Source organism: Paraburkholderia flava (genome assembly GCF_004359985.1).
GTDB lineage: Bacteria > Pseudomonadota > Gammaproteobacteria > Burkholderiales > Burkholderiaceae > Paraburkholderia > Paraburkholderia flava.
The window spans coordinates 1,047,622-1,068,422 of the sequence record NZ_SMRO01000002.1 but is presented as its reverse complement, the minus strand read 5'-3'; the positions used below and the strand labels follow the sequence as shown (position 1 = coordinate 1,068,422).

Here is a 20,801-nt window from a genome sequence, read left to right as displayed (position 1 = left end):
AGTGGTCCGCTCGCCATTTTTTTATCGTTGCCATTCAGAACCCGCGTGTCTATGCGCGGCTCTTTTTCATTCGCATTTCCAGATTGGAGGCCAATAGTGCCCGAGGTCAAATACCTGTGCAAGCGCTCATCGCGGCATCGCTTCGCAGCGTGTGCAAACGGCAAGAATTTCCGTCATTTTCATTTGTCTGGCATCGACGAATGCGCTGTGGACATGACAGCGCAACGATTCCGTGCTTCCGCATTAGCGCTTTCTCCGGCATAGCGAATCGCCCCAGGTGTAATGGCCTGTAATTGATGGTGCCCCCCCTTCGCAGCACCATGAACTCACTCAGAACGACAGGCAACATTTCGTGACCAGGGAGGTTGTCGGCAGCGATTTTTTTAATGCCGTCGATCGGCCACGAACGCTCTTTCTCTGAGTCTTCGTTCGAGTACGCGCATCGCCCATTTTTTTCGAATTTCGGGGAGAGGCGAACGCGTGCCTGAACGAAACCGGTCCGCCGTCCACCTCGATGTCCAAACCCGATTTTTTTCTTGAGGATTTCAAAATGAGCGCACTTACTTTTCTCAACACGACTCCGTACATCGCCCAGTTCGTCGTGTTCAAGGGCGAGCAGGTCGTCGCCCGTCTGCCCGGCATTGCGCCGAACGCGCAACTGCAGGTTCCGTCGGACGACACCTACCAGGTGACGGCCACCACGATCCTCGAAGGCAACACGTACACGTCCGCGCCGGCGACCGTGTCGGGTGCGATGGGCTTCGTCGCGCAGGTCAAGCAGAACAACAAACAAGGCACGTACGACTTCGAAATGAAGGTCGAAGCGAGCAACTCCGCCGACCAGATGGTGTTCCAGAAGACCACGATCAACCCGGTCACGTTCTCGATCTCGAAGAACGGCGTGCTGCTGCAGAACGTCGTCGTGCAGAACTCGTTCCTCGTGAAGACGCTGCAGATCGGCAGCACGTACTCGATGTACGCGGTGGTCAACGGTGTCACGACGGACACCACGCAGACCAACAATCCGAACGCCGTGATCACGGCGCAACTCGACAACACCGATCTCGAGTCGGGCTACTTCACGCTCACCGCGTCGTAATAGTCACACCCGAGTTGCGACCGGGCACACGGCGCGTGGCGCGCACGGTGCCCGGCTCGCGAGCGACGGCTCCCTTCCCGTGCTCATCGCACCCGACACCATGAACGCTCCCGCATCCAACCGCATGCTGCACATCGCCAATCGCACTGGACGGATGGCACGTGTGCGGCTGTCCTGCGCGAATCACATGATCTGGGACGTGTGGGTCACGCCGATGGGCGCTACGCTCGCCCCCGCTTTCGCCCCGCAACGGTTGACGTTCGATGCGCGCGTCATCGAGCACGCGACCCAGGTCGCGTATCACAGCGCCGCGACCGACGTGAATTCGTCCTGCTCGATCGCCGCGCGTCTCGTGTCGCAGAGCGGCGCGCGCATGTTCACGCTCGATGCGAGTCCGCAAGCCGCCGCGCCCGGACTGCACGTGCACAACGAGAGCAGCGGAAGCATCGATTTCGTCGCGCGCTATCTCGACAGTCCGTACCGTCTCGCGGGATTCGTCGCGCCGGGTCGCGCGCTAAGGATTGCGTATGCGCCGCTCGATCTGGTGGTCGTGCTCGATGGCCTCAGCGCGCAGCAACGGCTGCCCGCAGTGGAGGGGGCGTGGGCCATCGCGGCACCGGCAGAAGCAGGCGGGTTTCCGGTCATCGAACCGTGGCATCCGCCGGATGCGTGAAGCCGGAGCCAACGCCTTTTCGTCAACCGTTACGTCATTCCACTCGAGGTCAGTCATGCCCGCAGCACTACTCACCCCTTATCCGCACGCGATCCAGCAGCGGCCCAACTCGTGCTGGGCAAGCGCGGGACGTTCGATCACGAACTGGTACCTCAGCACCAATCGCGGGAATCCTGCCTCGCCGCCCTACGGTTCCGACCAGGCGTTCGCGAACGCGTGGGCGATCGCCACGAATACCCCGGCGAATGCCAACATCAACGTGCAGCAGTCCGCAGCCGCTGCGCTCGGCGATCTGCAATTCGACAACAACACCGACGAACGCGCGTTCCCCACCGCCGCCGAAATCTACGACTCGATCAACATCGGCGATCCGCTGCTCGCGATCGTCGGAGCCGCCCTGCCGAATCCCAGCCCGGATCTCGCATGCAATGAGGGGCACTGGGTGGTGATCATCGGCATCACCAGCAACCAGAACGATGCGACGGTCAGCGTGTTCGATCCGGACGACGGGTTGATTCACGCGGTGCCGTACAGCGACACGACGTATCAGCAGGGGATGTACTGGCAGAACACGTCCTACGTGTCCGAGTATTCGCCGTTCGCGGAAAGCGATGTCGACGTCGACGGTATGAGCGATGTGGTGGATGCGGGGAACGCTGGGCTGGCGCAAGTGTCCGCACCGACTCCGACTCCGACTCCGACTCCGACTCCGACTCCGACTCCGACTCCGACTCCGACTCCGACTCCGACTCCGACTCCGACTCCGACTCCGACTCCGACTCCGACTCCGACTCCGACTCCGACTCCGACTCCGACGCCAACGCCAACGCCCCCCAACCCGCTAACCATCAGCCCATGGACAAGCGAAGCACGCGGCGGCGTCCAGCTTCGGGTCGACTGGGCCGCGCAAGGCGACGGCTCGAGCGTTCAGTTGAAGATCGCGCAGACAGCCGGCCCCGGTGACGCGAAAAGCTATCAGGCCGTCCTCGGCCGCACGCCCGGCATGAACAAGCAGGGCATCTGGCAGTTCGGCGCGGGCATACCGCTCGAGCTGACGCTCACGCTCAGTCAGGTGCCGGGCACGCAAGACAATCCGCAGCCGCAGGCGAACCTGTGGGCGTCCTATCCGCTGACGAATGCGGAAGGCGTGCACAAGGTCATCGCGACGTGGCCGATCGACACATCGTCGTGATGTCGACGCTGAAGCGATGAGGAGCCGCTCATGACCGAATCCACCCGACCGCCGATCCCGCAGGGTAACGGCCAGTGGGAAGTTGCCATCCGCACCGGCGTGCTGCTGCGCGTGAGCTGGATATGGCACGACGCGGGTCAGCGTGTCGAGGTGGAACTGCTGCAACTGGCCGGGCCCGGCATGCCGCATCACTACACCGGCATGCTGAGCTTCGACCCGTTGGGTCAGCGCAGCGGCACGTGGGTCTTCGGCGCGTTCGACGCGCCCGTCGATGCCACGCTGAGCCTGCGGCACGAGCACGAAGAAACGAACGCGCTGCTGTGGGCGAACGTCCCGCTGACGCCCAACGAATTCTTCTCCGACGCGATCGCGCAGTACAAACCGTTGCCGCCGCCCGACCCCACGCCCGACGATCCGGACGATCCCGAAGAAGTCGAGATCGACGCGCTACCCGGCACGGCCGACCTGTTCCCGCTGCTGTGGCTGCGTCCGCCGACGCCGGGACAACTCGCCGACGCGCTGCTGCGCTACATGACCGCCGCCGATCCGTCGAGCCTGCCGCTGTACGTGACGCTCGCGGCGATCAGCGGCACGGGCGCCGCCGCGCAAAAACAGCAGGCGGCGACGACGTTTCGCGGCACGGCCGCGTTCATTAGCGATGTGTCGACGCAACCTGCGCCGATCAATCAGTTGCCCGCGATGCGCGTGACGCTGCTCGCGACAACCGGCCATCGCACGCTCGACGAACTGCTCGCCGAAGCTCAGACGCTGCTCGGCGAGAGCGTTGCGGATTTTCTGGCGAGCAGTGTCTGCACGACGGCGCAACAGGACGCATGGCAAAGCGTCTTCACGCTGGCGCTGGTCGGCACATCGGCGGACGGCACGCTCGCCACGCAGCTCGTCGACATCCTGCGCGTGATTCACTACATGCAGGCACTCGCGACAGGTAACCACGCGCTGTGTGCCGATACCGTGCGCCGGCTACTGCTCGACGCGACGCCGTCGTTGCCCGATGCAGTATCAGCCGCACCGCTGTCGGGCAGCGTGAGCGCGCCGGCGCCGCAAGCGCAACAACAAGCACCAACACAAACACAGACGCCCGCTGCGTCGCCCGCCATCGTCGGCCAATGGTCGCTGCTCGGTGTCGGCGAAGTAGAAGTGGCGCGCCAGAGCCTGAGAGGCTATGCGGCGGGGGAACTCGCCGAAGTCGTCAACCTGATGCCGAGAGAACGTCAGGAGCGACATGAACGCAGTGTGCAGGACAGCGAGCGGCACATGCGCCATGACGAAGAGCGCAGCCGCAGCGACGACACGAGCAGTCACAGCGACGCCGCAAGCGAACTCGCGGACACGCTGAAAGAAGCGATGTGCACCGAAGGACTCGTGCGCAACCTGAGCAACGTGACGCCGAGCTACAGCAACCTGAATCTGCTGCTGACCGGCACCGCCGCCGACGGATCGGGCAAGCTCGCGCTCGACGGCAACAACGTCGCGAAGCTCGTGCAGCGGATGAGCGAACAGGCCGCGCAGAAAGTCGCGGACCGGATGAACGTACAGCGGCGCGATGTGTGGCGAGAGTGGCGTGAACGCCGCGAATCGCAATGCATCGACAACCGCGACGGCGAGCGTCTGGTCGGTGTCTATCGCTGGGTCGACCGGTTGTTGCGGGTGTCGCTGAAGCCGCGTGGTCGTCGGTTGATACTGGCCGTGCAGGTGCAATCGCCTGCGAGCGCGTGGATCGCGCAGGTACTCGCGCAGGGAGCGTTTCCGCTCGTCAAGCCGACGCCGCTCGCGGCGTTCAGCACCGCCGACGGTCAGGGCTATGCGCTCGTCACGCCGACCAGTTATCAGAGCTGGGGCGCGCAATACGGGCTGACCGATCTGCCCGCGCCGCCCGCCGACCAGATCACCGTGTCGGCGCAAATCAACCGCGTCACGGTCGCCGATACGTCGCTGTTGCGCGTGCCCGTCGGCTACATGGTTGCGTCGGGCAGCGCGACGCTCGCGATGGCGAGCACCGCGTATGGGCTTGTCGCAAGCGTCGGCGGGACATCGCTGACGGGGAACACCGCCACTGCGCCGGTGGCGGTCACGGTGACGATGCCGACGGTGTCGTCGTCGAGCGTCAGCAATCCGACGCTCACGCCACCGACGCCGCCCGTCGCGTGGTTGAACACGACGACGTTCACGAACACCGATGCGGTGATCGGCGCGCGCGGCGCGGTGCCCATCACCGTGATGAGCGACGCGCCGCTGTTCGGCTTGAGCGTCGAGCTGATCTGTCAGCGCGTAACGCTCACCGACCCAGTGACGAAGAACATCGTGGACCCGCTGCTCGTCGAGTGGCAGATGCAGGTCTACACGCGGCTCTTGCGTGCGTACCAGGACCAGTTGCGCACGTACGACGCCGACTCGGTCGCGCGCATCGCGGCCGCGAGCGCCAACGAAACCGCCGGGATTCAACGCGACGTGCTGCAGAGCGAATGTCTCGATCTGCTGTGCGCGACGAGCGCGACAAGCGACCCGCAGGCGCTGACCGGCTTCTTCGACTGGACTTGCATGAGCTGGCATTACGACTCGCCGCCGGCGGGCACCGGGCCGCGTCTGATCGACGCACCGGCTGCGCCCGTCGTGACCGAGCCGGCGTCGGCGCGGCTCTTTCGCCGCTTCCTCGATGCGGATCTCGCGTGGGTGCTGATCCCGCTGCGCGCCGAGACGCAGGACCAGGCGCTGTTCGCGCTGCAGTGGCAGGCGCGCTGGCCGGCGCCGCCTGTGCCACGCGTCGACGGTGGCGCCGACGTGCCGGTCGCGCAATCGACTGTCATTCCGCTCGAAGAACAGCGCGGCGGGCTCGAAGAACAGCACGCCCTGCTCCCGGCGCCGCGTCCCGCATGGACGCTGCGCGTACCGCTACCGCTTATCTATCTGCAACGCGGTGACGCGCTGCCGCGCTTCGGCGCGCAACCGCCGCATGAACCCGTGGAGACCTCATGAGCCATCCTTCATCCCCTTCTCACGCACACGCGCCGCACGATCCGAATCAATGGCCCGTCTGGCCGATCGGCATCGTGGTGCCGTACGCGGGCCTGCTCGCGACAACCGACGCAAGCAGCACGATCATCAGCCAGGTCCGCGCCGAGCTGGCCCGTCAAGGCTGGCTCTATTGCGACGGCAGCGCGTATTCGATGCGCGCGTACTGGGAACTGTACGGCGTGATCGGCAGCAGCTTCGGCAGCGACACGACGACGTTCAACGTGCCCGATCTGCGCGGGCGCTTCGTGCGCGGCGTCGACGGCGGCGCGGGTAACGATCCCGATGCGGCGAAGCGCACCGCGCAGCCGTCGAGCGGCGCGTCCGGCGATCACGTCGGCTCGTGGCAGGCCGACGCGTTCCAGGGCCACGAGCATTTCTACGTGTCGACGATGGAAAGCCCCGACACCGCCGAGCCACCCGGCAGTCCGCTGCTGATCCCCAATCCCGAGCAACCGACGACCGGCGTCACGACCGACAACACGAACGGCACGCCGCGTACCGCGTCCGAAACGCGCGCGGTCAACCTCGCGCTGAATTACCTGATCCGTTGCCGCTAAACCGCTGCCGTTGAATCGATAGAAAAGGAGTGTTCCCATGAAAGTCGCCATCATCGGCGGAGGCGTCGCGGGCATCGCGGCCGCCTACACGCTGCTCGCGGACAAGAACGTCACCGCTGTGCATCTGCTCGAGGCAACCGGTCGCTACGGCGGACGGGCTCGCACCGACACGACGTCGATCCCCGGCTTCGCGTTCGACAAGGGCGCGCAGTACATCCAGGACCCGACGCTCAATCCGCTGACGGCGATCGCGAAGAAACTCAACTTCGATACCGTCGAGGAAGATGCGGTGTATCGCTTGCGCGTCGAGACCGAAGACGGCTGGGAAACGCTGCCGACGACCGAGCCGCAGGTGCAGGCGGTCGTCGATGAAATCCAGGCCTCGTTCGACGAAAACAGCAAGAAGCCGAATGTGATCGTCGCGGGCAAGCCGCGCAAGATCGAGGAGGTCCAGCTGTTCGGTCACGCGACGTCGACGTATGGACCGTTCACCGAATCGGCAGAGACATGGCAGTACATCGCCGCCGATCGCGCGCGCGAAGCAAAAGGCGACGGCGAAGAGAATCTCTTCGTGGTCAAGGGTATCGGCAGTCTCGTCGCCGCGTGGGGCCAGAAACTGCGGCCGACATCGGGCAGCACCTACGTCGAGCACTTCGGCGCGGTCGTGTCGAAGATCGCGTACGACGACGACAAGGTCACGCTCACCTACGACAGCCAGAGCCTGACCGTCGACGCGTGCATCGTCACCGTGCCGGTGTCGGTGCTCGGCGACGGCAGCATCGCGTTCGAACCGGCGCTGCCCGACGCGCATCGCAACGCGCTGAAAGTGCTACGCCTCGGCTCGTACAAGAAGCTCGCGCTGCGGCTGCGCACGTCGCCGGCCGACATCGTGCCCGGCACCAACTACTACCTCGCCGAAGACGATCCGCCGGGCGTGTGGCAGTACTACCGCCTGCCCCATGCGGACGACGTGCTGATCGCGCACGCGGCAGGCGATTTCGCGGCGGCGCTCGACCGTCTGCCCGACAGCGAGGTATTCAAGCTGTTCAAGACGCGCATCCAGACCGCGTGTGACGGCGTGTTCTTCACGACCGGCCGCGCGATGACCAACTGGAGCAACGAACCCGCCGCGCGCGGTGCGTATTCGTACACCGCGTTCACCGGCGGCGGCCCCGACGATCCGAACGCATTGAAGGCACGCGACGCACTCGCTACGCCCGTGAAGCGGGTGTACTTCGCCGGCGAAGCCACCGACCCGTCGTGCTACGGCACGCTGCAGGCCGCCTACTTCTCGGGCGAGCGGGCCGCAGTAGCCGTGTTGCACGACGTCCACGCGGCGTGAGCCACACCGCGTTCGATCGCGCGGCATCCGTCGCGCGAGAGTCAGAACCGGTTCGTCGGCACAGGTCCGCGAAACGGTTATCGATAAAGGGAGCCACGTGATGTACCGCACCGTATCCGCAACCCACTATCCGGCGCTCAACGCCGCGCTGCACCGCGCGCACCGTCGCATCAGCAACATGATGATGGGCTCGGGCACACGCCTGCCCGTCACCCTCTGCCATATCGACGACGAACGCGGCCACGTCGCCGTCGGCGTCGATACGGCAGCATCGATCGCGAGCGTGCATCGCCACCTCGAAACGCTCGCCGGCGACGCGCCGTTGCACCTGTTTCCGTGCGCGCCCGCTGTCCGTCACGCCAACAAGCGGGACTACAACCGGCCGCCGGTCGGTGGCCTGTATCTCAGCTGTCCCGACGTGGCGAGCGAAGGCACGCTCTGTCTCGCGGCCACGCGCGAAGGGCAAGCAGGATTCGTGACCTGCGGACACGTCGCGGTTCGCACCGCCGTCGACGTCTATCAGCCGCGCCGAAGCGCCACGAACGACTGGCGCATCGGACGCGTGGTCGCGGTCACCGACTACACCGGCAACGCGAGCAGCGACAGCGCATTCGTCGCCGGCACGACGGCGATTACCGAACGCGCGATCTGGCGTTCGAGCAACAGCACCTACAGCGTCGACGCGATTTACGATGCACCGGCCCGCGGCATCGCCGTGTCGATGCAGGGCGCGTCGAACCAGACCGCGCTGCGCTCCGGCGTCATCTGCGCAAAGAACGTGACGGTGACGTTCGACGATCAAGGCGTGCTGACCGATCAACTGCTCGCGAACTACGTCAGCTCCGGTGGCGACAGCGGCGCGCCGGTGTTCTACGTCGCAGGCGGCGCGTCGGTGTACATGGTCGGTCTGAATGTCGGTGCAACGCTGCCTGCCGATGTGCAGCCGGCGCCCGACGAGCATCAGTGGCCACCGTCGACGAACGGCACTTACGCGGTGATCAGCCCGTGGATGAGCGTCGAGCGGGATCTGAATCTCACGCTGGGGCTGCAGGTGATCACGCCTTGATGGAGTGTGCAGACGGTTGACGGACGTGTGCTCGATGGAGCGGCCGGCAACCGTATTGAATTGAAGAGCGTTTCGCGCGGGATGTACCGCACAAAAAAGATATCCGCTGTCTACGGATAGCTGTGAAGCCGAAGACCATAGCGCACATCGTCCGCGCGATTCGCCGCACATCCCGCAAATGATTATTCCCATCTCAACAAGATTGATGCGTTCTTGACGCCGATCGCGATCAAAGCGATTCAATCCATTAAGAGCGCGTGCTCATTGGTCGCGATATCCATAAAGAAAGCGCTAAATATTTCGGTTCAGGCAATACTGTTTTGGCGAAACGATAAGGAATCGACGCGCGCGGTGTGTCCGATATTTCCGACGGTGGTGCTTCCAGCGTTTTACAGCGAACTTTTGCGTGGATAGTCTGCGACCCGGTGTTACCGCTAAAACACACAAACAACGCGCTGGAGAAAAAATGAAACGCAAAGTGCTACCCCTGATCTCGATCGCGACGCTCGCTACCGCGGGCGCCGCCCATGCCCAGAGCAGCGTGACGCTATACGGTACGATCGATACGTCGCTGACCTATGTTCACAACGCCGCCGGCAACAAGAACCTGTGGGCGCTCGGCAACAGCAGTGCGGGCAATCTGTCGGGTACGCGCTGGGGCATCAAGGGTGCCGAAGATCTCGGCAGCGGTCTGAAGGCGATTTTCCAGTTGGAAAACGGCTTCGATCCGTCGACCGGCAAGCTCGGCCAGGGTAACCGCATGTTCGGCCGCCAGGCGTTCGTCGGTGTCGCCAGCGACGCATACGGCACCGTGACGCTCGGTCGCCAGTACGATCCGCTGATCGACCTCGTGCAAGGCATCACCGAAGACAACTACTTCGGCAGCGCGTTCGCCACTGCCGGCGACGTCGACAACTACGACAACAGCTTCCGCGTGAGCAACGCCGTCAAGTACGCATCGCCGGTCTGGTCGGGCCTGCAGTTCGAAACGATGTACTCGTTCGGCGGCATCGCCGGCAGCACCGGTTCCGAGCAGTCGTACTCCGCCGCACTCGCGTACAACAACGGCCCGATCGCCGTGGCCGCCGGTTACTTCTGGGCCGCCAACAGCCCCGCTTCGGCCGGTCCGCGCAGCACAGACGCAGGCGCAGGCTGGACCAGCTCGTCGGACGGCACGTTCGACGGCCCGATCAACCTCGGCTACGACACCGCGCACTCGCTCGGTATCGCGCGCATCGCCGGTCAGTACACGCTCGGCGCATTCACGCTCGGCGCCGGCTACAGCAATGCGCAGTATCGTCGCGACAGCGCATCGGCATTCGCATCGAACGAGAAGTACAACACGGGGCAAGGCTTCGTGAACTACCAGGCGTCGACCGCCCTGCTCCTCGGCCTCGGCTATAGCTACACGAAGTCGAGCGGCGACACGTCGGCGACGTATCATCAAGTGTCGATCGGCGCGGACTACAACCTGTCGAAGCGCACCGACGTCTACATGACCGCTGCGTATCAACATGCAAGCGGCCAGACCGGCGACGGTACGGGCGGCTCAGTGGCGGCGCAGGCTTCGATCGGTTCGTATGGGTATGCAGGGACGAGCACGCAGGAGATGGTGAATCTGGGGCTTCGGCACCGGTTTTGATTTGATTCAGGCGATCGCGGCGTGAGTAGATGAAACGCGCTGCGTGACCGGACATGACGAAGGGATATCGCGGATGCGATATCCCTTCGTGCTTTTCTTCAGCCTGATTTTGCGTCGGGCTTATCGAATCGCAACTGGACTACTGCGTTTCGCTATGCCGCGTGTGCGATGCGGACAGCTCGAGCGCCTTAAGCGAACTCATCAGCGACATCAGCGTCGAGAATGCGTTTCCTTCCGTACCACCGCCCAGCTGGATCTGCGGCACGAGCGGCACCTTGGCTGTCTCGAAGGCCTCTGCGAGTCGCAGCATCACGGTCTGCGTCAGCTGCTTGTCGGCACCGTCGCCCTGCAACGCTTCGGACTTCGCCTTGATTGCCGACGCTTCCGCTTCGCCCACCGAACGAATCGCCGACGCGCGACCCGAGCCCTCCATCTCCTGACGGAATTTCTCAGCGTGAGCCAGCGCCTCGATTTCCTGGCGACGCTTCTCGGCTGCCTTCACGCTCGCCGAGCCCATGTTTTCCTTGATGCTGATGTCGACGAGCGAGCCCGTGAGCTCCTTCTGCTTGGCCGCGCGCTGCTCCGCTTCGTTCAGCTCGCGTTGCTTGTCGGCCGCGATCTGCTTCTGCGCAAAAGTCTCGACCTGTTCACGCGCAATCTGCCGGTCGCGCAACTGGGCCATGATGTTTTCGATCTGTACGTCACCGCCCTGCGCTTTCGGCGTGCCGATCAGCACTTCCTCGAATTCCAGCGAATACGCCTGGAAACGCCCGCGCATATCGTTCGATGCATTGGCCTGCAGCTCGCTGCGCGACTGGATCAGCTCGATGAAGGTCTTCGTCTGCGAGACGTTCTTGAAATACGACGACACCATCGGATCGAGCGTCTGCTCGACGAGCTGCGCGATGTTGCCGAAGCGCTGCACGACCATCGGCGCCTTGCGATAGTCGATGTGCACGACCACCGACAACGGCAGCAACGGCTCGAACGCATCCTTCGTGATCAGCGTAATTTCACGCAGATTCGAATCAAAGTTCGATCCGCTCTCGCCCGACTTCCACATCAGCACGAAGTTCGTCGTCGGCACGAGTTCGATCTTGCCCGCGTACGTGTTGAACGCGTACTTGCCCGGCATCAGCGGGTCACGCCATACGCCGCGGCAACCGCTCTCGACGAGCTCGCCGTGGCTATATTCGCTGCCCGACAGATCGGCGCCGCGACGACCCGTATAGGACACGACGACGCCTGCAAAGCCGACCGGAATCACGGTCTTGCGAATGAACTCGATCGTCGCGAACAGACGGTTGATGTACCACGTCCCTTCGACCAGCACGCGCTCCTGACGACCACGGCGACCGCCGGCAGCCAGAAACTTCTGCGGCTCCTGATACGAGTTGTGGACATCGCCGACGTCCGGCGCGAGCAGTTCGTCCTTCGGCAACGCGGGACCGTCCTGTACCGTGACGATCGCGAGCAGGTCGGAATCGTGTTCGCCCTCTGCGCCCTTCACGACGACCGGCGAGAATCCCGAGCGCTGATCGAGAAGCTCACGCATCTTTTCGTAATAGGCTTTCTCGGCGGCCTTAAGCGACAGCGAATAGGTAGCCTCTTCCGTCATCACGACAAAGAGCGCGGGATTCAGAATGTGCGTGCCTTCGCGCAATACCTTGCGCTGCGGGCCCTTCTCGCCGCCTTTTTCAAGGAAGGCGCGCACGTCGCGAAAATCATCGATGTTCGAGTTGTCGGCAAGCGTCTGTCCGGCGGGCAGATCGCGACCATCGCGGGCAAACACATAGCCGATCTTGCCTTGCGTCACCGACACCATCGAATGAATGTGGACACGGTATTGAAACGGCGCGAAAAAGTGAAAGCCGCCGCGACGCAGGTCCGGTTGAAAACCTGCTTCTCCGCTGAGTGCAAGCAGCCCCGACTTGACCGAGCCGTTCAGGCTCCAGAGCTTTTCGACCACGCCGACGCGGTCGTTTGGAATGTAGCGGATGATTCCCGATATCCAGACCAGCAATGCGATTGCCAGTATCACGGCGATGGCGAGTACCGCCATCTCCCCGTTTTGCAGCATATGACTCATGGTCAATTTCCCTCACAGCCTTTATCGGGCCTTCCCGTTTTGTTCTTCTGCAACCCATTCTTGATGCGGCTCCGGGTAGGTAGCACGCAGAAAGGCTCGTTGTCCGGTTGCCGCTTATTACTCTATCAGTGCCAATGCGGATAGCTAGTTGCGCTTTCGATTAACTCGTCTAGAACGTGTTGGCGGGTGGTGTTGAAACGTTCGAAGGCAGCGTGAATGCGTCGGGTTTTTTCGTGGCCTTGTGGCTTGAAAATGCAGAGAATTCTGGAGTTATGGAATGCGAAAAATCGTGGATCTTTAAAACGATTTCCCGACCATAAGCAACGCCCAATGCCTATGACCGATATATTGCGTAACACCGCCGTCATACGCGATCATCCATATCTGAAAACCGCTCGGCAATCCACCAGGTTCAGGCTCTTACCGGATGCCCCGAGGCTACCAGGCGACAACAAGGAAAAGTCCACATGAGCAGGACGATCGGTATCTGGTTCATTGCGATGATGGCGTTGGGCTTTGCGTGCATCTACGCGGGCGATGCGACGAAAGGTTCAAACCTCGAATGGTTTGCGCCGGCGTCGTCGGACATGCGCGCGCAACTCTCTCCGCTAATGGCAGAAGCCGATGCGATCGATGCCGCACAAGTCGGCTTCGGTCAGCAGAAAAAGGCCTTCGAGGCCGAGGTTGCCACGCTCGCCAAACCACAATCGACACCCGACGATGCGCGCCAACAAAAGGCGATCGACATCGCACACCGTGCCGATGCATTGGAACAACAGGCGTACAACATCAGCAATCGCGCCGACGTGTTGCGATCGCATGCACTGTCCACATCGAACACCGTCGATGCACACGCAGCAGGCGCTGTCGCCGGATACGCGGACAGGCTGGCACAACAGATCAGCCTGAACCAGGCGGGACACAAAGACCCCAACGCGCAGGACGCGCGCAGCTATGCGAAAAACTTCCTGCGTCTGCCTTCGCCGGGCGATCGCTGGCGGCGGTTATGGTCGCTGCGTAGCGATCTGTTCTTCGCGGCGGGTTTTGGATTCTTCTTTCCGCTGATGATCATCATCCCTGTGGGCGCGTTCGCGCTGCGCATTCTCAGGGCGAAGCGTCTGCGCCGTGTCGGCGTGCCAGCGTTCGGTCGGATTACTAACGTTCAGCGTCAGGGGCTGGTCAACTATATGCCCAATTACCGGCTGTCGATTCGACTGGAAACCGGCGAGGATGCAGTTGCCCATGCGCTCAGTTACCAGGGCTTTCAGGTTGGGCAGCAACTGTCGCTGCTCGTCGATCCGAAAAACCGGACACGTGCCGTTCTGGCGTGACGATTCGTTATCGATGTGAAGTAGATGCAGCGCTGGTCGCACAGACTTGCGATCAACGTAGATCGAGATTCAAAGAAGGGAAATGCCTACGCGCCGGCTACACGAGAATTCGCAACGACGAAGCGCGCGCAACAGAAAGTCCGGGCGCTGGATCAGACTGGCCCGCCCTACACGATTCGAACGTGTGACCTACGGCTTAGAAGGCCGTTGCTCTATCCAACTGAGCTAAGGGCGGATACCGACAAACGCGATCGACGCCAACCGGCCGCAAAGGCAACGGACCCTACGCATTGGGTCCATCAACACCAGAGAGCCGGTAGGCGAGACCGCGATTTTAACCGACCGCGCGCTCGCTGACGAGTTTGCCGGTTATCCGTCGTTTCAATTGAACCTCAGAAACATCAAACCGGCTGCGGATGCAGCATGAACCAGCCGAGACACAGCGCCCCCGCGATCACGCAATACACCCCAAACGCCGCAAGCCGTCCACGTCCTTCGAAGTAGCGCATCAGAAAGCGTACGCTCAGGTACGCGGCGATCGCGGTCAACACACCGCCGAGCACCGCATCTCCGAGTTGCCCCGGCGAGTGCAGCAGCTTCGGTACTTCGAGCAAGCCGGCCGCGAAGATGATCGGCGTGCCGAGCAGGAACGCGAATTCTGCGGCTTTCTCAGCGGTGAGACCCGCTGCATTGCCGGCGATCATCGTGAGGCCGCTGCGCGAAAAACCGGGGATCAGTGCGCCGATCTGTGCGAGGCCAACGAGAAACGCCTGGCGGAACGTCAGTCGCTCCGGCGCAAAATGCACGCGCGAGCGTTGCAGCCGATCGCCGAACCACAACAGCACGCCGTTGACGATCAACGCGATCGAGACGATCCGCAGATCGTGGAACAGATGCTCGAGCCGCTTTTCCAGCAGCAGCCCGACGATGCCCGCCGGAATGGTGCCGATAATCAGCGCCCACATCATGTGGCCGTCGTCGTTATGACGACCGCCCAGCGATGCGAAGAAGCCGCGCACCAGTGCGACCCAACGTGCGCGGAAGTACCACAGCAACGCGAGCGCGGTGCCGAGATGCAGTGCGACGAGAAACGGCAGCAGTTGCGGTGCATGCTTGTCGATATGCATGCCGAACAGCGCGGGAACGAGCAGCGTATGCCCAAGACTGCTGACCGGAAAAAGTTCGGTGACGCCCTGCAAGACGCTCAGAAAAATCAGAAACCACAAGCTCACGCGGCGGCCCTCTATGGTGAAATTAAATGTGAAATAAGCGCGAAAAAAAACGGACGGCGCGCCGGGCTCGCGACCCGGCGTCCAGAGGCGCACCGATTATGACTGCGGGAAAAGGCACCGCCAAGCGTTTACGCGTAGATAAAAAAATTCGCGGCAGCGACGGCTTACATCGATGAAAGCAAAAGCCCGCCAGGGCGGCGGCCTTGCGGGGAAGGCGGGTAGCTTGAACGAGCCGGACCCGACGTCACAGCGTCACGTATGGACAAAGACCAGATACGCGACGCGCAACGGCAATCGGACGGACCTAGCGCGCGATCTTGTAAAAGAAATACACCGTGCTGCAGGTAAACATGCCGAACAGGGCAACGCCCATTGCCATCGCGAGATCCATGACCGCCTCCGGAGATCGACTGCCGGCAACGAATGGCCGGGACAGTCAGACGAATTATCGACAACGCGAGCCTCGCGTCACACCCGCAATTTCCCGGGAGAGGGTTTCCCCGTAGCGCAAAGCAGCGCACAATCCACAGTCGCCTGCGGTCCCGCCGCGCGTTGCACCCGTCGCGCATTCCTTCAATCCCGGTTTCTTCCGTCGTTTCGTCCATGCCCGAATTCCAGCATCAACCCATCGTCGAAATCGCGCACGGCGCGTCCCTCCTCCGCTTCGCGCCGCAGACCGGTGGCCGGCTGCTGTCGTGGCATATCGACGGCCAGCCGGTGATCCACTGGCCCGATGCGGCCGACTGGAGGCAGCCGTCGAAAATCCGTGGCGGCAATCCGCTGCTGTTTCCGTTTCTCGGACGACATCGCGTCGATGGCCGGCTCGGCTTCTGGCGCGATGCACAGGGCGTCGTGCGCGAGTTGCCGATGCACGGCTTCGCCCGCGACCTGCCGTTCGCGGCGACGACCGAAGCCGACGGCCGCACGCTGCACATGACGCTCGTCGACAGCGACGCGACCCGCGCGGGCTATCCGTTCGGTTTCCGCTTCGAAGCGGTCTACCGGCTCGTCGACGAACACACGCTCGACGTCGCGCTGACCACGTCCAACACCGGCGACGCAGCGCTGCCCTACTACGCGGGCCATCACTTCTACTTCGAACTGCCGCACACGCAGCGCGGCGAGACGACGCTCGAACTGCCGCCGACACACCGTCGCCATCAGCAGCCCGACGGCACGATCAGCGCGCCGGAAGCCGGCGAGCCGCGCTATACGCTCGACGATCCGCGCATCCTCGATCGCTTTCATTGCCTCGAAGGCGGCGATGCGCAAGTGCGACTCGTCGCACCGGGCCTGAACCGCATCGTGACGATCGATCTGCAGCGTCCCGGTTCGATCGACTGGTACGCGGTGACGACCTGGACCGAAGCCGCCGACTCGGACTTCTACTGCGTCGAGCCGTGGCTCGGCCTGCCTGATGCAATCCACAACGGCCTCGGCCTGCGCTGGCTCGAACCCGGCGTCACCGAGACGGCCACACTGCGCATCCACGTCGCGTCCACTGCCGAAACCCGCTGACGGATACGGCGGCAGCGCCGCATCGTTTTCGCGGGGTCTGCAGCAAAACCGTTAGAATCGGGCGTTTTTGCCTCCGCCGCGTAATCGGAGTCAGCACGCGGAGTCAGCGCGCGGCGGTGCTTTGCGAGGTCCAATGCTGGGAACAACAATCAGACGGCTGGTCCGTGTGCCGCTTGCGGCTACGCTCGTCGCACTTCTTGCCGCGTGCGGATCGGCGCCGGTCGGGCCCGGGTTCTACCGGGTCGAACGGGGCGATACCCTGTCGAAAATCGCGCGCAGCAACCGCGCGTCGGTGCAGAGCATCGTGCGCTGGAACAACCTGTCGAATCCGGATGCGATCGAGGTCGGCCAGGTGCTGCGCGTCGAGCCGCCGGCGAACTCCGCAGGCGTAGCGGGCGGCTCGCGTAGCGGTAGCAGCAGAAGCAGTACAGCTTCGGCGAGCCCGCGCAGCGCACCGGTCGAAACGGAAGCGCCGTCCGCCGCCCCTGCCACGTCGATCTCGCTGATCTGGCCGGCGAACGGCACCGTGATCCGCACATTCGACGGCAAGAACTCGAAGGGCATCGACATTAGCGGCGCAGCCGGCACGCCGGTCGTCGCGGCGGCCGCGGGCACGGTGGTCTACGCGGGCAACAGCTTGCGCGGCTACGGCAATCTGCTGATCATCAAGCACCAGTCGGAATACCTGACCGCGTACGCACACAACCGCGCGCTTCTCGTGAAGGAAGGCCAGGCGGTCACGCAAGGCCAGAAGATTGCCGAAATGGGCGACACCGACAGCGACCGCGTGATGCTGCACTTCGAACTGCGCTATCAGGGCCGGTCGATCGACCCGTCGCGCGCGCTGCCAGCACGCTGATCGCCCTGCCCGGACGCTGTTGCAGCACGCCGATGCAGAACCGGCCGGGAACCCCAGCCGCCTCGCGACGCTCCATTGATTACGAGACGCGGTTTTCCGCCGCGTCGTCTACAGGGATCTCGCGATGAAAACCGCAACTTCCGCGGCCGGCACGGCTGCCTTCGTACGGGCCACCGCGCTAGCCGGGCTGGCCACACTGGCCGCACTGTCCTTAGCGAGCGTGGCGGGCTGCTCGAGTACCACCACGCTGACCTATCTGCCCAGCGGCGAAACCGGCTTCGCGATCAACTGCAGCGGCAGCGACGCGAGTTCGAACTGGGGCGAGTGCTACCGTCGCGCGGGCGAAGCGTGCGGCGCGTATGGCTACGACGTGATTTCGAAGGATGTGGACAACGGTGCGACCGCGGGCGGGTCGCTGGGTGGATTGTTCGGCGCGAACGTCAAAAACCGGTCGATGGTGGTGCGCTGCAAGCAGTGACCCGGCGCCTGCGTGCTGTGCCGCTGCCCGAGCCGCAACCGGCCCGACAGCGGGTCGACGCGTGACGCGAACGCGAACAGCACGCCGAACGCGACGGGGCACACTCCCACGAAAGTCCACAGCAGAATCATCGACGCAGTCCGGTTCGTCACCGGAGCATCATACGCAGCAACTTGCGACACCGCAGTGAAGTGGCCGCTTCCCGCATCTGGGTGGTCAGTCGCTCCCCGCAGCAAAACCGACGACGAAAAAAAAGCCCGGCACGCGGCCGGGCTAACGGGGGTTCGGCGCATATCGGCAAAGGACCGGTTCACCATGCGCCGATTGGAAATCTAACAACCTGCCTTTATATGTGCAATCTATTAATTTCCAGGAAAATGTGTTGCGGCGCACGGAGTACGCATTACGTGAAGAAAAATCCCCGACATACCTCGTTAATCCCATCTTAATATACAGACGAATTTTTAAAATTTAACTGTCTCATTATCTAAGGCATTGACCCAAAACGCAGGCTGGGCAGGCCTCTCAGCTATCTCAACATAGTTCGCAAAATGCTCTCAACCAACAAATATCGTTAAATCGACCCAGCATGTCGCGAATTTTTCGCACCGCATAATGAGATGTGCGGCAGTGCACGAATGAGTGAGGATTTTTGAAATCCGCGATAGGCTTCCGGTCCGCGATGTATTCCCTCGGTACTAATTGTCCGAATAAATAAGAGATACGGTTGAGTTAATTTATTACGTTTGCATCACAGAAATATGCATTGCATGCGAGGTTGCACGATGCTTTTACCGCCTGTCGATGGTTTATAGTAACGGCCGCCTTCCGCTTCCCCACCCTGCTCCGATGACTTCGTCCGACTCGTCCCATAGCCCGCTGTACGCCAAGCTGCTCGGTGAAACCGCCAAAATCGGCTGGCCTGAACTCGAACGGTTCTTTGCCCGCGGGATGCTGCTGCGCGTCGCGGGCGATCTCGACCTCGTGAGCGTCGCCGAAGCGATTGCCAGCGACGATACCGCGCAGGTCGCGCAATGGGTATCGGCGGGACTCGTCGAACGCATGCAGGAGAACACCGCCTCCGACTATGCAGCACGCGACCCGAACCTGTGGGCGGTCGTCGTGTCGCCGTGGGTGTGCGTGCAGGAACGCGCTTGAACGACAGCGACTCTGCGCGGACCGGTTCCGACTCGGTCGCACCTGTTCACTGGCATCGCCGGGTTTTCACGCTCGCGTTTCCGATCGTCATCGCCAATCTCACGCAGCCGATTCTCGGCGCCGTCGACACAGCAGTCGCCGGTCATCTGAACAGCGCGTCGTATCTCGGCGGCGTCGCGCTCGGCGGACTGTTCTTCAACTTCGTGTTCTGGGGTTTCGGCTTTCTGCGGATGGGCACGACCGGGCTCGTCGCGCAGTCGTTCGGCGCGAACGATCCGGACGCGCTGCGGATGAACGTCGTGCGCGCGCTGCTGCTCGCGTTCGCCATCGGCGCCGTGCTGCTGCTCGCGCAGGCTCCGCTGATCGACTACACGCTGCGCGCGCTCGGCGGCAGCGCGGACGTGCAACGACACGCGCGCGCGTACTCTCACGCGCGCATCTGGGCCGCGCCGTTCGCGCTCGCGAACTACGTCGTGCTCGGCTGGCTGCTCGGCACGCAACGCGTGCGCGCGGCGCTCGTCATCCAGGTGTTCATCAACGTCGTGAACGTGATCGCGGTGCTGTTCTACGTGTATGGACTCGACGGCGGCGTCGCGGGCATCGGCGCCGCCACCGCTACCGCCGATGTGCTCGGTTTCGTACTCGGCGCGGCGCTGCTGCGGCATCTGCGGACACATGACGGGCCCGCGCCGCGACGCATCGATCTGTTCGATCGCGATGCATTGAAGCGGCTCGTCGTAATCAATCGCGACATCTTCGTGCGCACGCTGTGTCTGCTTGGTTCGTTCGGCTGGTTCGCGCATCTCGGTGCGCAGCACGGCGATGCGATCCTCGCCGCGAACGCGTTGCTGCTCAATTTCCAGACCTTCATGGCTTACGGACTCGACGGCTTCGCGCATGCTGCGGAGGCGCTCGTCGGCGCGGCAATCGGCGCGCGCGATCGCAACGCTTTCCGGCAGGCCGTCCGGTCGACGATGCTCTGGGCAGGATGCGGCGCGCTCGGATTCTCGCTGGTGTATGCGGGCGCCGGCGCATGGATCGTCGAACGGCTGACCGATCAGGCGTCGATCCGGCAAGCCGCCGAGACCTATCTGCCGTGGGCGGCGCTATCGCCGGTGATTTCGGTGTGGGGTTTTCTGCTCGACGGCGTGTTTATCGGCGCGACGCGCACGCGCGAATTGATGCATGCGATGGCCGTCTCGTTCGCGGTGTTTCTCGTCGCGTCGTGGGGGTTCGTCGCGGCGTACGGCAACCATGGGCTGTGGGCCGCGTTGCTGGTGTTCATGGCGGCACGCGGTATTACGCTGGGGCGTCTGCTGCCGAGGGTTGCGCGAAGTATCGCGTGAAGATCCGTGCGTCCACGCACCCCACTTCGCACAACGCGTCCCGGTTACCACTTGAAACAAGCGCATACAGATCGAAGCGGCGATTCATGCTGGAATGCGTTCAGCCCGCGCGCTCCGCGCGAACAGTGCGTGCGGGTCAGAAGCCTCGGCGTGCCCGCGCCGGGGCTTCGTCTTTTGCGGCAGCTA

At 63.1% G+C, this 20,801-nt stretch carries 16 protein-coding genes and 1 tRNA gene; 14 read left to right on the top strand and 3 right to left on the bottom strand.

Going from position 1 to position 20,801, the window contains the following annotated elements:
- The first annotated feature begins 550 nt into the window (after window positions 1–550).
- From E1748_RS16215 to E1748_RS16185, 8 genes are all read left to right on the top strand, one after another.
- Complete coding sequence (locus tag E1748_RS16215) at window positions 551–1,099, top strand: hypothetical protein (RefSeq protein WP_133648208.1); 549 nt, start codon at window positions 551–553, stop codon at window positions 1,097–1,099.
- A gap of 100 nt (window positions 1,100–1,199) precedes the next feature.
- Window positions 1,200–1,772, top strand: a complete 573-nt coding sequence (locus tag E1748_RS31510; RefSeq protein WP_166653577.1) for a hypothetical protein — start codon at window positions 1,200–1,202, stop codon at window positions 1,770–1,772.
- Window positions 1,773–1,827: 55 nt separating this feature from the next.
- A complete protein-coding gene (locus E1748_RS16210) occupies window positions 1,828–2,964 on the top strand; it encodes a papain-like cysteine protease family protein (RefSeq protein WP_166653576.1) in 1,137 nt (378 codons plus the stop codon).
- Window positions 2,965–2,994: 30 nt separating this feature from the next.
- Complete coding sequence (locus E1748_RS16205) at window positions 2,995–5,958, top strand: hypothetical protein (RefSeq protein ID WP_133648206.1); 2,964 nt, start codon at window positions 2,995–2,997, stop codon at window positions 5,956–5,958.
- Window positions 5,955–6,554 (top strand): tail fiber protein, encoded by a 600-nt coding sequence (locus tag E1748_RS16200; RefSeq protein ID WP_133648205.1) that lies wholly within the window; start codon window positions 5,955–5,957, stop codon window positions 6,552–6,554. The genes E1748_RS16205 and E1748_RS16200 overlap by 4 nt, the downstream gene beginning before the upstream one ends.
- A gap of 37 nt (window positions 6,555–6,591) precedes the next feature.
- Window positions 6,592–7,896, top strand: a complete 1,305-nt coding sequence (locus E1748_RS16195) for a flavin monoamine oxidase family protein (protein WP_133648204.1) — start codon at window positions 6,592–6,594, stop codon at window positions 7,894–7,896.
- Window positions 7,897–7,996: 100 nt separating this feature from the next.
- Window positions 7,997–8,962, top strand: a complete 966-nt coding sequence (locus E1748_RS16190) for a chymotrypsin family serine protease (protein WP_133648203.1) — start codon at window positions 7,997–7,999, stop codon at window positions 8,960–8,962.
- 466 nt (window positions 8,963–9,428) lie between these two features.
- Window positions 9,429–10,604, top strand: coding sequence for a porin (locus E1748_RS16185; protein ID WP_133648202.1), 1,176 nt, complete (start codon window positions 9,429–9,431; stop codon window positions 10,602–10,604).
- A 139-nt stretch (window positions 10,605–10,743) separates the two neighbouring features.
- Here E1748_RS16185 and E1748_RS16180 read toward each other — a convergent pair whose 3' ends face one another.
- The gene (locus tag E1748_RS16180; RefSeq protein ID WP_133648201.1) at window positions 10,744–12,693 is read right to left on the bottom strand and encodes an SPFH domain-containing protein; all 1,950 of its coding nucleotides are present in this window, start codon (window positions 12,691–12,693) and stop codon (window positions 10,744–10,746) included.
- A gap of 587 nt (window positions 12,694–13,280) precedes the next feature.
- Between E1748_RS16180 and E1748_RS16175 the strand changes: the two genes are divergently transcribed.
- Window positions 13,281–14,024 (top strand): hypothetical protein, encoded by a 744-nt coding sequence (locus E1748_RS16175; RefSeq protein ID WP_133648200.1) that lies wholly within the window; start codon window positions 13,281–13,283, stop codon window positions 14,022–14,024.
- Window positions 14,025–14,182: 158 nt separating this feature from the next.
- Here the strand turns inward: E1748_RS16175 and E1748_RS16170 are convergent.
- Both E1748_RS16170 and E1748_RS16165 read right to left on the bottom strand, forming a co-directional pair.
- Window positions 14,183–14,259, bottom strand: a tRNA-Arg gene (locus E1748_RS16170).
- Window positions 14,260–14,425: 166 nt separating this feature from the next.
- A complete protein-coding gene (locus E1748_RS16165) occupies window positions 14,426–15,256 on the bottom strand; it encodes an undecaprenyl-diphosphate phosphatase (protein WP_133648199.1) in 831 nt (276 codons plus the stop codon).
- Between the two features lie 603 nt (window positions 15,257–15,859).
- Between E1748_RS16165 and E1748_RS16160 the strand changes: the two genes are divergently transcribed.
- The 5 genes from E1748_RS16160 (at window position 15,860) to E1748_RS16135 (ending at window position 20,615) form a co-directional block, all read left to right on the top strand.
- Window positions 15,860–16,774: an aldose epimerase family protein gene (locus E1748_RS16160; protein WP_133648198.1), complete on the top strand. Its 915-nt coding sequence runs from the start codon at window positions 15,860–15,862 to the stop codon at window positions 16,772–16,774.
- 133 nt (window positions 16,775–16,907) lie between these two features.
- Entirely contained in the window at window positions 16,908–17,633 is a 726-nt protein-coding gene (locus tag E1748_RS16155; protein WP_133648197.1) for a peptidoglycan DD-metalloendopeptidase family protein, read from the top strand.
- A 124-nt stretch (window positions 17,634–17,757) separates the two neighbouring features.
- Window positions 17,758–18,111, top strand: coding sequence for a hypothetical protein (locus E1748_RS16150; protein ID WP_133648196.1), 354 nt, complete (start codon window positions 17,758–17,760; stop codon window positions 18,109–18,111).
- A gap of 849 nt (window positions 18,112–18,960) precedes the next feature.
- Window positions 18,961–19,269, top strand: a complete 309-nt coding sequence (locus E1748_RS16140) for a DUF2288 domain-containing protein (RefSeq protein ID WP_133648194.1) — start codon at window positions 18,961–18,963, stop codon at window positions 19,267–19,269.
- On the top strand, window positions 19,266–20,615 hold the full coding sequence (locus E1748_RS16135) for an MATE family efflux transporter (protein ID WP_166653554.1): 1,350 nt from the start codon (window positions 19,266–19,268) through the stop codon (window positions 20,613–20,615). The genes E1748_RS16140 and E1748_RS16135 overlap by 4 nt, the downstream gene beginning before the upstream one ends.
- Window positions 20,616–20,801: the final 186 nt, after the last annotated feature.